4 protein-coding genes are annotated in these 13992 nt (G+C 68.1%); all 4 read left to right on the top strand.

Annotated features, from left to right (window positions below; all coding sequences use genetic code 11):
• Window positions 1-32: 32 nt before the first annotated feature.
• The 4 genes from KBY66_RS10995 (at window position 33) to KBY66_RS15630 (ending at window position 13865) form a co-directional block, all read left to right on the top strand.
• A complete protein-coding gene (locus KBY66_RS10995) occupies window positions 33-1307 on the top strand; it encodes an MFS transporter (protein ID WP_255089510.1) in 1275 nt (424 codons plus the stop codon).
• 92 nt (window positions 1308-1399) lie between these two features.
• Window positions 1400-2410, top strand: coding sequence for a glycosyltransferase (locus KBY66_RS10990; RefSeq protein WP_255089508.1), 1011 nt, complete (start codon window positions 1400-1402; stop codon window positions 2408-2410).
• A complete protein-coding gene (locus KBY66_RS10985) occupies window positions 2403-7301 on the top strand; it encodes a thioester reductase domain-containing protein (protein WP_255089506.1) in 4899 nt (1632 codons plus the stop codon). Before KBY66_RS10990 ends, KBY66_RS10985 begins: the two co-directional genes overlap by 8 nt.
• 24 nt (window positions 7302-7325) lie before the next feature.
• Window positions 7326-13865: a type I polyketide synthase gene (locus KBY66_RS15630; protein ID WP_261346982.1), complete on the top strand. Its 6540-nt coding sequence runs from the start codon at window positions 7326-7328 to the stop codon at window positions 13863-13865.
• Window positions 13866-13992 lie beyond the last annotated feature (127 nt).

The raw sequence follows: 13992 nt of genomic DNA, 5'->3' as shown, positions 1-13992 counted from the left end.
CCTAGGATCCGGCCCCGTGGGAAGCGCCTGCTTTGCCCAATGCCTTCACCATCCTCTGGGCAGGTCAGCTGGTCTCGAACTTCGGAACCCAGACCAGCCTCTATGCGCTCGGGCTGTGGTTGTTCCAGCGGGATGGCCAACTCTCCAGCTTTGCGACGGTGGCGATCGTCATCCTGCTGGCCAAGCTGCTCGCCCTTCCCTTGCTGGGTCGAAGGCTGGCCGGCTGGCCCCGGCGCCGCGTGATGCTGATCGCCAACGGCCTTGGCGGAACCGTCACGCTGCTGTTGGCCGTTGCCCTGATGCGCCAGGCTGTTCCGCTGGCGTTCATCCTGGCTCTGCTGTCCCTGGCAGCGGTGGCGGAAGCCACGCTGGTGCTTTGCTTCGCGAGCCTCATCCCCCAGATGGTTCCGACGCAGCAACTGGGCAGGGCCAACGGCCTGTTTGCCAATGGCGAGGGACTGGTGATGGCCACTGCCCCTATCTTTGGCGCGACCCTGGCGGGGATCGGCGGCCTCCCGGGGGCGCTGGTCCTCGACGGCGCCACCTGCTTGGTGGCCCTGGCGTGTGTGGCCCTGGTCCGTTGGCCCCGGGTGGCCCTCGCCCCGCTTCGGCCTCGTCAGGTCTGGGTGCCTGGCCTGCGGGCTGGAGTAGCGGAGCTCTGGGCAAGCTCCTCGACCCGGCCACTCCTCTTGCTTGGCACCACCGTGGCCTTCGCGTTGGCGGCCTGCGACCTTCTATTCCCCGCCTGGGTGGTCACGGCCATGGGTGCATCACGACTCAGTGTTGCCCTCGCGGTTGGGGCAGGGGGGTATGGACTCGGGATGATCGCTTGGCAAGCGGTGCAACATCGCCGCTGGGCCTTGCTGCTTCTTTCAGCTCTGGCGGTTCAGAGCGTGATCCTGATCGGGGCTGGGTTGGTGGTGTTCGAGGAGCTCCCCATGATCTGGTTTGCTGGCCTTGCCCTTTTCTCAGCAGGCGTTCCCATCGTCGGGGCCGCCCTCCAGTGCCTCTGGCAAGCGGCGATCACCCTTGACCAGCAGCCGCGACTGTTCGCGGCGCGTTTCGCCCTGGAATGGGGCGCCCGGCTGTCGGCGTTTTTCAGCAGCGCCGTTGTCGTCGATCGCCTGGTGCAGCCGGCGATGTCCTGGAGCCTCTGGCCCATCTGGATCAAGGAAACGATGGGTTTCTCCGCCGGTCGAGCGATGGCGATTGGAATCTTTGTGGTGGGTTGGCTGTTGCTGGTGGTTCTTGTGTGGCAGTCGGAAAAAATCAAGCGGCAGGGAAGCCTTCCTGCGACGCTTGTATGATGGGCGTTCTGATTCTCACCTCCAGGGCAGGCACCGCTCATCAGGCGGCCGCGAATGCCCTGGTTGAGTGGTTTGGTCTTCAGACTCCCCGCGTGGATGTAGCGGTCCTCTTCCACGAAGACACCTGTGCCTACTATGACGACGCGACCAATCTCTATAATTGGATTCAGACGAAAGCTCCCTGGCTCCACAAGATCTACTGGCGAATCCTGGAAACCGAAGATTTCACCAAGCCCGGCACCGTCCTGATCGGCCGTGGCCATTTCGTTCAGGAGCTGCGCCGATTCCGTCCGGATCTGCTGATCTCCACCCATCCCCACACCAACCGCGGTCATTTCGATCTGGCAAAGCACATCGTCGGGCCGCACCTACGCTGCGTCGTCTGTTGCACGGAAGTCGATGGTGGCTTCGGCTTCACCCGCAACTGGGTAACCCGCGCGGCCGATGGCTTCTGGGCTATCACCGAGGCTGTGGCTCTTGAGGCAAAGAAGCGGAGATATCCCCAGGAGCGCATCAACGTGCTGGGCCCGCTCCTCCCGGTGCCTTTCCATGGGGGTGGCCCAGCACCGCTTACCCTTGATGGGTCTCCTCTCCTTGTGCTCGGGTCAGGTTCGAACGGCGCGAACAGTCATCTGGCCCTTCTGGAGCAGCTGCTCCCCTGGGCGGGTCAACTGGAGGTGGTGGCCCTGTGCGGACGCCGCAGGGAAGTGAAGGAAGCCGTGGAGGAGTGGACCGCTCGCCACCCAGACCTGGCTGTCACGGCCATGGATTTCCAGGAACCCAAGGCCATGGCTGCCCTCTATCGCCGCTGCTGGGCGATGGTCAGCCGGCCTGGAGCCCGCACCGCCACAGAAGCTCTGATGCTGGGCTGTCCCCTGATCTTTCACCACCTAGGGGGCACCATGCCCCAGGAGCTTTTGGCCCTGCGGTTCTTCCGCGACCGAGGGCTCGAAACCACCATCCATAGCGCCAGTGACCTGGCGGCGGTTGTGGGAGCCTGGCTGGCCGATCCTGACCGTTATCAGCTGTTGCGGCATCGCTACCGGGAGTGCGCCCTGCATTCCGATCCCCAGAAGGTCATGGAATACTTGCTCCATGGTTAAGGGTCTCTCTGCGCTTCAACTGGCACTGCTGGCCCAGAAGGCCCACGATCAGCGTCAACTTCTCCAGGCTGAACCCATTGCCGTCATTGGGGTGGGCTGCCGTTTCCCCGGTGGTGAAGGGAAGCCGAACCTGGAGAGTCCGGAGGCGTTCTGGACGTTTCTCTGTGAAGGCGGCGATGGGCTCAGTGAGGTGCCCCCCAGCCGTTGGCCGATTGACGATTTTTTCGATCCCAGCCCCGGCCGCCCCGGAAAGATGCATTTCCGGCGGGGTGGGTTCCTGGCCAATGTCGACCAGTTCGATCCCGCCAGCTTCGGCGTCTCCCCCCGGGAGGCCCAGGCCATGGATCCCCAGCACAGGCTCATCCTCGAGGTGGCCCAAGACGCTCTGGAGTCGGCGGCCATCGCCACCGATCGGTTGAAGGGCACGGCCACGGGGGTGTTCATGGGCATCTGCACCAGCGATTACTCCTGGCGCCAGTTGCGCAGCGAGGTTGGGGATGAACGCTTCGACCTCTATTTCGCCTCCGGCTCCAGCCTCAGCATGGCGCCGGGCCGGCTCTCCTACCTGTTGGGCTTGACCGGGCCCTCCCTGGCGGTTGATACCGCCTGCTCCTCCTCCCTGGTGACGGTGGACCTGGCCTGCCGCTCCCTGCGGGATCGGGGCTCCAACCTGGCCATCGCCGGTGGCGTGAGCCTGATTCTTTCGCCGGTGAACAGCCTTTGCCTGGCAAAGAGCGGAATGATGGCCGCCGATGGCCGCTGCAAATCCTTCGATGCGGCTGCCGACGGGTATGTGCGCAGCGAAGGCTGCGGCGTGGTGGTGCTGAAGCGGTTGGCCGATGCGATGGCGGCCGGCGATCCGATCTGGGCGGTGCTGCGCGGCAGTGGCGTGAACCAGGACGGTGCCACGGCGGGGCTCACCGTTCCCAGTGGCGAAGCTCAGGCCGCCCTGATGCGCCAGACCCTGGCCCTGGCCCAACTGGAGGGTGATCAGATCGATGTGCTGGAGGCCCATGGCACCGGCACCGCCCTGGGTGATCCGATCGAGCTCAAGGCCCTGGCCCCGATCTACGCCACAGCCGATAGGGATGCTCCCCTCTTGCTGGGCTCGGTCAAGACCAACATCGGCCACCTGGAGGGGGCTTCCGGAATCGCCGGCCTGATCAAGGGCATCCTGATGGTCCAGAAGGGGCTGGTGCCGCCGCACCTGCATCTGCGCCAACCCACCCCTCTGATGGACTGGGATCAGTGGGCGCTCCGGCTTCCCGAGGTCCTGGAACCCTGGCCACGCCAGGAGGGCCCCAGGCGGGCGGCGGTGAGTTCGTTCGGCTGGAACGGCACCAATGCCCATGTGATCCTCGAGCAGGCGCCGGTGGAGTCGATCATCGAGCCGCCTGCGGCGCCCCCAGCTGACGACTGGCTGCTGCTGTCGGCCTCCAGCGAGGACAACCTCCACAGGCTGGTAGTGCGGTATGCAGGCTGGTTGCCCGAACGGCCCCAGTCGAGCTGGCAGGTTCTGTGTGCCACCAGCCGGGAGGGCCGCCGCAGCCTTCGCTGGCGGTTGGCCCTGAATGCCTCGTCGCCGATGGCGGCCGCCGCCGCCCTCGCTGACTGGCTGGATGGGGCCGAGTCGCCCGCGGTGATTTGCAGGGAGGCTCTGCCCACCGCTCCTCGCCTGGCCTGGGACCTGCTGGTCCCGCTGCCGCGGGAGGGGAGCGATTGGGTGGAGGCCTGGCAGCAACTCGGGGTGGAGCCCTCTGCGGTGGTGTATGGCCCCGAGTCGGCGGACCTGGCCCACATGCTCGCGGCGTTCCCGTCACGGCCCCGCCTGGTGGCTGCCTCCGAGGCCAGCGAGGAACTCACGGCCCATGGGTATGACGTGCAGCTTCCCCTCGAAGCTCCCGGCATCGCCCGGGCGGTGGAACTCTGGTTGGCGGGCTGCCAGCTCGACTGGCGTCCGCTTTCCCCTCGGCAACTCTGGCCTCGCCAGGTGCTCCCCACCGTGCCGTTCGAGCGTGGATCGTTCTGGATTGAGGAGCACCACCGGATCCAGCCCAACCAGGCTTTTCACCTCGACCGTTGGCGCTGCTGGATGCCCCTGGAGGTCCTCGAGCACGGTGCCCTTCCTGGGACCGCTCCCTTGATGTTGCTCGGGGGAAAGGCCGACCTCGGATCAGGCTTGGCCAAAGCGATCGGGGCCGGAGCCTGCTGGAGTGCCGATCTCAACGGCCTCGATGCCTGGCTCGATGGCCCCCGGGCGGACGGGGATGGCGCCAGCCCGCCGGTGGTCGTGCTGTTGGCGGGCCTGGAACCTCCCGCGGCCGAAGCCCTGGCTGGAGAGCCCTTCTGGGCGGAATGGCTGCCCTTGCTGCGGGGCCTGCTGGAGCGCAGCGGCCGCCTCGAAGCGGTGCACTGGGCCCTGAGCGGCCTGGACCAGGCCGGCGGCGAAGCTTTGGCGGCCCTGGCCCGCTGCTGGATTCGGGAAGCGGGGCCCCAGGGGGGAGCTCTGTTGTGGTGCGATTCCTGCGGATCCGAGCTGGCCGCCCTGCTCCACCAGGCACCGGCCCTGAAGGCCCTCGAAGAACGGCGGCTCAGGGGCGGAAGGGTGGAACGGGTGAGCCTGGATCCGGCGCCGCCGGCGTTGCTCGAGGCCCCTGGCCCGGCGCTGCGGGCCGCCGCCACGGTGCTGATCAGCGGAGGGCTGGGGGCCCTGGGCCTCGCCACGGCCCGCTGGCTCGTGGGCGCCGGCAGCCGGCATCTGGTGCTGCTGGCCCGCCGGCCCGCCAACCCCGCCCAGCTCGGCGTCGTCGCCGAACTCGAAGCCCTCGGGGCCACCGTGACGGTGGAGAGTGCCGACGTGGCTGATGGCGCCGCCCTTGAAGCCGTCTTCGCCCGCATCGCCGCCAGCGGACTGCCCCTGCAGGGCATCATCCACGCCGCCGGTGTGCTGGATGATGGCCTGCTGATCAACCAGACACCGGAGCGTTGTGCCGCCGTTGCCGCCGCCAAGGTGCTGGGGGCTCTGCAGCTTGACCGGCTCAGCCGGGGCCTGCCGCTCGATTTTTTCCTCTGTTACTCCTCCGTGGCGGGTCTGCTCGGCTCGCCTGGCCAGGCCGCCTATGGCGCCGCCAATGGGGCCCTTGACGGGCTGATGGCCGAGCGAAAGGCCCAGGGCCTGCCGGCGTTGAGCATCAACTGGGGCCCCTGGGCGGGAGAGGGCATGGCGGCAGGGACGGCTGATTTTCTTCGCAAGATCAAGCCAAATCAGGCCCTGGCCAGCCTGGAGCGCTGGATGGGGAGCGGCGCGGCCCGGGCCGTGGTCGTGGAGCTGGAGGAGCAGGCCCATGATCGCTTCTTGCCCCGGTTCAAGGCCTTGACCCTGGAGCTCGCGGAGATCAGGGAGCACGAGGGCAACACAGACGGCACCACGGCCGAGGCGGCCATGGTGCGCTGCCTGGCTGATGTGCTCGCTGAGCTGGGGGGTTATGACGTGGCCGATCTTCAGGCCAGCACCGACCTCCAGTTGCTCGGGATGGATTCGATGATGGCCGTCGAGCTGGCCACGGCGGTGCAGTCAGGCCTGGGCGTGAGCCTGGGACTCGGGGCCATGGCGGGGGATCCCTCGCTGGGAAGCCTGGCCAGCCACGTGCTGCTGCTGCTGGGAGGGGGAAGCCAGTCGGCCAACGGCGCTGGAGCGGGCACCGACCTGTCCAGAGACGCCGTCTTGCCAGCTGACTGGCCAGGGTCCTTCAGCGCCACGGGCACTTCGCCGGATGGCCCTGGCCAGGCGGTGCTCATGACCGGGGCCACCGGCTTCCTTGGTGCCCACCTGCTGGCCGACCAGCTCGAGCGTTGGCCCTATCTCACGGTCCATTGCCTGGCCCGCGCCGATTCCAACCCGGGGGCCCGTGAGCGGGTGCGGGCCAATCTGAGCAGCTACGGGCTCTGGAGGGAGTCCTATGGCGAGCGGATCGTCGGCGTGGCGGGTGACCTCTCCGAGCCCCGCTTCGGCCTGGACGCCGCCAGCTTCAATGTCTTGGCTGAAGGGCTGGGCGGCATTCTTCACAACGGGGCCCGGCTCAGCTACACGCTGCCCTACAGCCAGCTCCGCCCCACCAATGTGGGGGGCACCCTCGAGGTGCTGCGCCTGGCGGTGGCTGGCCCCCGTCCCTTGCCCGTCCAGTTCATCTCCAGCACCGCGGTGGCCGAAGCCACCGCCTACCGCGACCGCGAGATCCTCGAATCCGATGACCTCACCGAATGGCAGGGAATCGTGCTCGGCTACTCCCAGACCAAGTGGGTCAGCGAGCGTCTGGTGCTGGCCGCGGCCGCCCGGGGCCTGCCGGTGACGGTGTTCCGGCCTTCCCTGATCGGCGGCCATTCCCGCAGCGGCGCCTGGAACGCTGACGACTACATCCATCGCCTGGTGCGGGGCTGCCTTGAGCTGGGCCAGACCCTCGATGTCATGGCAGAGCTGGATCTGGTGCCGGTGGATTACGTGACTGCTGCCATCGGCGCCCTGGCCTGGAAGAGCGAACATGCCGGTCAGGTCTTCCATCTCAGCCATCCCCAGCCGGTGCTGTGGAGTGACCTGCTGGACGGATTCAGCGACCAGAGCCCGCAGCAGGTTCCGCTTGAGGATTGGCTGCGGGCGTTGTCGGAGCAGCCCGCCAATCCGCTCTATCCCCTCATCCCGTTCTTCTCCCAGCGCTGGGGGATCGAACAACTCACCTACTCCCAGCTGATGACGCCGGGCCTGCGCTCCAGGACCAGTTGTCGCCGGACCTTGGCGGTCCTTGAAGAACTCGGTGTTGGGTGCCCCACCCCGGAGGAATTGATCGAACGGTATTCAAGCCTGTTCCTGCGGGCGTTATCCGGTCGGGCTGCATAGATGCGCATGAGCAACGGCGATTCCTTGGCTCAACGTTCACCTGAGCCGATTGCCATCGTGGGGATGGGTTGCCGCCTGCCGGGAGGCGTGGATTCACCTGGGGATTTCTGGGACTTGCTGATCCAGGGCCGGGATGCGATCACCGAGGTGCCACCGGAGCGCTGGGACCTGGCCCTCCATTTCGATCCTGATCCCCAGCGGCCCCTGCATCAGCACGTGCGGCACGGCGGCTTCATTGAGGGCATCGACCAGTTCGACGCGGCTTTCTTCGGCATCTCGCCCCGGGAGGCAATCTCCATGGATCCGCAGCAACGGCTGTTGCTGGAGGTGGCCTGGCGGGCCCTCGAAGACGGGGGCCAGCCCCTGGAGGCGGTTCGCGGTCAGGCGGTGGGGGTGTTCATCGGGATTTCCACATCGGATTATAGGGAATTTATGTGGGTTTCCAAGGAAGGCTATGCCGTTCCCGACAACGAGCCCTTCCTGCTGCCTGGCAATACCGGCTCAATCGCGGCGAACCGTCTCTCCTATTTCTTCGACTTCAAGGGTCCGAGCTTCACGGTCGACACCGCCTGCTCCTCTTCAATGGTGGCGGTGCATCTGGCCTGCGAGAGCCTGTGGCGCGGCGAGTCGGTGGCGGCCCTGGCCGGGGGGGTGCAGGCCCTGATCAGCCCCGCCATCCAGATGGGCTTCTGCAAGGCCGGTCTGCTCTCCCCCGATGGTCGCTGCAAGAGTTTCGATGCCAGCGCCAATGGCTATGTGCGCTCCGAAGGGGCCGGGGCGGTGCTGCTGAAACCCCTCTCGGCGGCCCGGGCCAACGGTGACTTGATCTACGCCCTGATCCACGGCACGGCGATCAATTCCGACGGCCGCAGCAACGGCATGGTGGCCCCCAACCTGCGCGCCCAGGTGGATTGTGTACGCCAGGCGTTCCAGCGGGCCGGCATCGATCCGGCCACTGCGCAGTACGTCGAAGCCCATGGCACTGGAACACGCCAGGGGGACCCGGTGGAACTGCGGGCACTTGGCACCGTGCTCGGTGAAGGCCGGCCGGAGGAGGAGCCCTGCAGGGTGGGCTCGGTGAAGAGCAACCTGGGCCACGGCGAAACCGCCGCAGGGATCACGGGGCTGATCAAGGCCGCCCTCTGCGTCCATCACCGGCAGCTTCCCGCCAGCCTCCATTGCCACAGCCCCAATCCCGCGATCGATTTCAAGGGGCTGAAGCTCAGGGTCCAGACCTGCCTGGAGCCGTTCCCGCAAGCGGATCGCCCGGCCGTGGTGGGGGTCAGTTCCTTCGGTTTCGGCGGCACCAACGCCCACGTGGTGCTCGGCGAAGCCACCCAGGCGGCAGCGGAGCAGTCCGGCGGGAAGCCGCCCCGGGCCTTGAAGCCGTTGCCCCTTCAGCTGCTGTGCCTCTCGGCCCGCACCGACGCGGCCCTGCGGCAGCAGGCCGCGTCGCTGGGCCAGTGGATGCGGCAGCCGGGTCGTCCGCCCTTGGCGGATGTCTGCGCCACGGCCAACCAGCGGCGCAGCCAGCTCCCGCGCCGGCTGGTCTGCCTTGCCCAGGATCCGGCCGTCCTGCTGAAGCAGCTCGATGGCTTCGCTGCGGGTGAAGAGCCCCAGGGGATCACCTGGGGTCAGGCCGCCCGCCGCCCCGGCAAGCTCGCCTTCCTGTTCACCGGCCAGGGATCCCAGACCCTGGGCATGGCCGAAGGGCTGATCCGACACCATCCCGTTTTTCGGGAGGCTTTCGAGTCCTGCACCCGCCTGCTCGACCCGCTCCTGCCCCAGCCCCTGGCTGAGGTGCTCTATCCGCCAGCAGGCGCGGAGGCCGCCGCCGCCCACGCCCTCAACCAGACCCGCTACACCCAACCGGCCCTGTTCGTGGTGGGCTACGCCCTCGCCCAGCTCTGGCAAAGCTGGGGAATCCGGCCTGATCTGCTGATGGGCCACAGCGTCGGCGAAGTGGTGGCCGCCCATCTGGCGGGGGTGTTCAGCCTCGAAGACGGCCTGCGGCTGGTGGTGGCCCGGGGCCGCCTCATGCAGGAGCTGCCCTCTGGCGGCGGCATGGTGGCCCTGCTGGCCACGGCCGACCAGGTCGATCGGTTGCTGCAACAGCATCCGCAGCTCACGGTGGCCGCCCGCAACGGTCCCGCCAACACCGTGGTGTCCGGGCCGCTCAAGGAGCTCGATCGCCTCGAGCTCCAGGCCCAGTCCCAGGGGTATGCGGTCCATCGCCTGGCGGTGAGCCATGCCTTCCACTCCCCCGCCATGGCGGCGATGCGAGGGGCCTTCGAGCGGGAGCTCAGCCAGCTTCACTTCCAGCCCCCCCGCCAAGCCCTGGTCAGCAACCTCACCGGCCGGCTGGCGGGGGAGGAGATCGTCCAGCCCTCCTATTGGTGCGATCACCTGATTCGTCCCGTGCTGTTCGCCCGGGGCATCGACACCCTGGCGGCCCAGGGCGCCCAGACCTTTCTGGAGATCGGAGCGCGTCCCACCCTGACCGGCATGGGGCGTCAGTGCCTCCCGGATCCGGCCCTGGCCTGGTGGCCCAGCCTGCGCCCCGGCCAAGAGGATGTCCGCGTCATGCTCACCAGCCTGGCCCATCTGCATTGCCAGGGCCACCGGGTCGATTGGCGTGGCTTCCACCGGCCCTTCCCCCACCGCTCCGTTGGTTTGCCGGGCTATCCATTCCAGAAGCAGCGTTACTGGTGGCCGGTGCTGGGGGAGTCGAAGGAACCGGCCAGCCTCTGGCTCCACCATGTCTTTGGGTCCGCCGCGCAGGTGGTAGCGCGCATCGGAGCTGGCGGCGCTGCGGCTGGAGCAGGGCTCGCTGCGGAGGAGCCAGCACGGCTGCAGCGGCTCGACCTTCCGGGTGGCCGTGAGCAGCGCTTCGAGATCCTCCTGCGCGCCGATCGACCGGCCGACCTGGCCGACCACGCCCTCCGCCATCAGGTGGTGTTCCCCGCCGCTGGCTTCCTGGTTCTGGCCTTGCAGGAGCTCCAGGAGCAGGGGCGCCCTCTTGCCATCGAAGGGCTGGAGCTGGAGCGCCCCCTCAAGCTTGGCCAGAACCCGGTGCGGTTGCAGCTGGTGATGGGCGAAGGGCCTGGGTCCCAGGGCCATGGGAACCAGGGGCTGGTGAGCCAGTGCCTGGAATTTCACAGCCTGGAGTTGACCGATGCCGCCGGCGCGGCCGGTTCAAGTGCCCCCCAGTGGAGCTTCCACGGCCGTGGTCGCTCACCCGCTTCCGCGGAAGAGCCGATTCAGCCGCCGTTCGAGCCCAGCGCTTGTCCCACCACGGCCCCAGCCGTGGAGCTGGCGGGTTTCTACGCGGCCCTGGAGCGCATCGGTCTGGTGTACGGACCCACCTTCCGGGGGGTGGTTGGCCTCCGTCAGGAGCAGGGCCTGGCCTGGGCCGAGCTTGAGCGCCCCCAGGGGGCCAAAGACTGGGCCCTGCTCGACGCTTGCCTGCAGGCGGTGGCGGCCACCCTTGATCCCAGCGCGGCAGCCGGCCAGGTCTTCCTTCCCGTTGGCTTCGATCGCCTCTGGTTGGCCCGGCTGCCGTTGCCCGATCGGTTGCAGGTCCAGGTGCGGCTCGTTGCCAACGACGAAGCCGCCTTCGTGGAAGCCGACCTGCTGGTGCTGGATCCGTCCATGGCCCCCCAGGAGGCTCTGATCGGCTGGATCGGTGGCTTCCGGCTGCGGCGTCTTCCCCGCCAGGCCCTGGATTGGCTGTTCCCCCTGCCGGAGGAAGCGAGTTCTCGTGATGACAATCCGGCGGACTGGTTGTTCCATAGCGTCTGGACCGGCTTGCCGACGGAGCCCCAGCCGGTGCCGGTTCGCCCGCCCCAGGCCCCCTGGCTGGTGGGGGCCAGCGACGACCAGGCCGCCTCCTTCCTGGCCTGGACGGCCCAGGAGGGCCCGATGGCTCGCCGGCTTGGCCTGGGGGAGCTGGTGCCTGGTCCTGGTCCGGTGGTGTTCTGGCCAGATCTGGGCAGGATCTCCCTGCAGGAGGCGCTGGAGGCCCTGCTGGCCCTGGCCCAGCAGCTCGGCAGCGACCCAAAGCGCTCCCCCCAGCCCCGTCGGATCTGGCTGGTGCTGGAGGGGGATGGTCCGGTCCAGGGTGCCCTCGAGGCATTCAGCAAAACCGCGGCCCTGGAGCAGGGCCAGCTGAGCTGGAGCCGGCTGTGGCTGCCGCAGGATCGGACCCTGGCTCCCGGCCCGGCGGATTGGCCCCTGCTCTGGGCCCTGGCGGAGCAGGAAGGGTCGATCGCCTGGCAAAACGGCACCGCCCGCTGCGAGCGCATGATGCCCCTGCCTCCCGATCGTTTCCGCTGGACCACGGCGTCCATCGGGATGCTGGAGAGCCTGCGGCCCGAACCCCTGGCCGCCCAGGAGCCGGCCCCGGGGGAAGTGGCGATCGCGGTGGCGGCCACCGGCCTGAATTTCCGCGACGTGCTCAATGCCCTTGGCTTGTTGCGGGCCTACAGCCGCCAACTGGGGATCGATGCCCAGGCCCAGGTGCCCTTCGGTGGCGAGTGTGTCGGCCAGGTGGTGGCCGTTGGCGCGGGGGTGCCGCATGAGCTGGTCGGCCAGACGGTGGTGGCGGCCCTGGCGGTGGGAAGCCTGGCCAGCCATGTCTGCTGCCGCGCCGAGCTGGTGGTGCCGCTGCCGGCGGCCATGGACCCGGTGGTGGGCGCCAGCGTGACCACCGCCTTCCTCACCGCCCAGTACGGGCTGGTGGAACTGGCGGAGTTGCAGCCGGGCCAAACCGTGCTGATCCATGCGGCCGCCGGCGGTGTGGGCCAGGCCGCCCTGCAGGTGGCTCGCCGCTGCGGCGCCCGCATTTTGGCCACCGCCAGCGCCGCGAAGCATCCGGGCCTTTTGGAGCAGGGGGTGGAGGCGGTGTTCGATTCCCGCAGCCTGGAGTTTGCCGATCAGGTGCTGGCCCACACCGGCGGCCGCGGCGTCGATGTGGTGCTCAACAGCCTCAAGGGCGAGGCGGTGGATGCCGGCTTCCGCGCCCTGGCTCAGGGGGGGCGCTTCATCGAGCTTGGCAAGATCGAGATCTGGAGCCGCCAGGAGGCCCGGGAACGGCGCCCCGATGCCCGCTACCTGCCCTTCGACCTGCTGGAGGTGGCGGCCGCCACGCCGGGATTGGTGCGGGAGCTCCTGGTGCGGCTGATCGACGAGCTGGGCGACGGCCGGCTCACCCCCTTGCCGGTCGCCGTTTTTCCGATCGAGCGCAGCGTCGAGGCCTTCCGGCTGATGGCCCAGGCCCGCCACACCGGCAAGGTGGTGATCACCCAGCCACCCCGGCCCGCGGCGCTGGGGGTCGACGCCGAGGGGGCTTACCTGGTGAGTGGAGCCCTGGGCGGGATCGGCCGGCAGTTGCTGCCCTGGTTGGTGGACCAGGGAGCGAAGGAGCTGGTGCTGGTGTCCCGTTCCCTGGAGGACCCCTCAGCGACGGCCCTTGACCTGCTGGAGAGCCTGGAGCAGCGGGGGGTGCGCCTGCATCGCCTGGCGATCGATCTGGCGGCGGCGGATGCCGCTGATCGGTTGCGGCTTGGCCTCAGCGGTGTGGAGCGCCCTGTTCGGGGCTTCTTCCATGCAGCGGGCCAGCTCGATGATGGCCTGATGGATGGCCAGACGCCGGCACGCCTGGCGGCGGCCCTGGCCGTCAAGGTCAACGGCTGGATGGCGATCGAGGCGGCCCTGGCGCAGCAGCCGCTCGGTTTCGGCGTGGCGTTCTCCTCGATGGCCTCCTTGCTGGGCTCGCCTGGCCAGAGCGGCTATGGCGCCGCCAATGGGGCGCTCGATGGCGCCTGCCGGACTGCCGCTGGCCACCGCCTGGCGATCCAGTGGGGCCCCTGGCAGGGGGAGGGCATGGCCGCGGCCATGGGTGGTCGGGATCGCCAGCGGCTCTCGGCGCTGGGCGTGGGTTTGCTGCCACCGGAGGGCTGCCTGGTGGCGCTGGAGAGTCTGTTGGGCAGGAGCTCTCGCGGCTGCGTGGCCGTGCTGCGCAACGACTGGAAGCGCCTGGCCCGTCAGGCTCCCCGGGGCCAGAGGGCCTTCCTGGCCGACCTGCTGGCAGGCGGCGAATCCGGTGCTTCACCCGGCGGGGATTCTGGCCCTCCCGCCTTTCTTGCCGTCCTGCAGGCCACCCCGACCATGGAACGCCGAGCCGTGCTCCGAACGTTCGTGCAGGAGCAGCTGGCCAAGGTGCTGGGCCTTGCCGAGGCTGATCAGATTGATGCGTCAGAGCCGCTCTTCAACATGGGGCTCGATTCGCTGATGGCGCTCGAGTTCAATGTGCTGTTGGAGAAGAACATTGGCGTGTCGCTATCCGAATCGCTTGTTTTCGAGAAGCCCACGGTGGATGACTTGGTGGATCACTTCCTCTCCGAGGTGCTTTTCCTGAGTGAGCCGTCGCTGGCACAGACAGAACAGCGGTCTTCGGTGGCTTCGTTTGCAGGGGTTGACGCCAAGGACGACTGGAATCAGAAGCTCTCGGAGGTTGAGGCTATGCCGGTGGAAGACTTGGTACGTCAACTGCGGGAAAGCTAGGGAAGCTCTGGACAACACGTCCGCATAGCCAGTCGCGGTCCACCAATTGTTCGGATTGGACTATTTCAGCAGAGATCAGGCTGGAATGAGCCTGATCTCACCATGTTTGGGGACTGGCCCGCTTCCA

It is taken from the genome of Synechococcus sp. Tobar12-5m-g (genome assembly GCF_024345415.1).
Taxonomy (GTDB): Bacteria; Cyanobacteriota; Cyanobacteriia; order PCC-6307; family Cyanobiaceae; genus Regnicoccus.
This window is presented reverse-complemented; position numbering and strand designations above follow the sequence as displayed.

Bases quoted from the DNA above. Each gene is read 5' to 3' on its own strand.
- KBY66_RS10985 (WP_255089506.1), top strand. From the start codon at position 2,403: ATGGTTAAGGGTCTCTCTGCGCTTCAACTGGCACTGCTGGCCCAGAAG.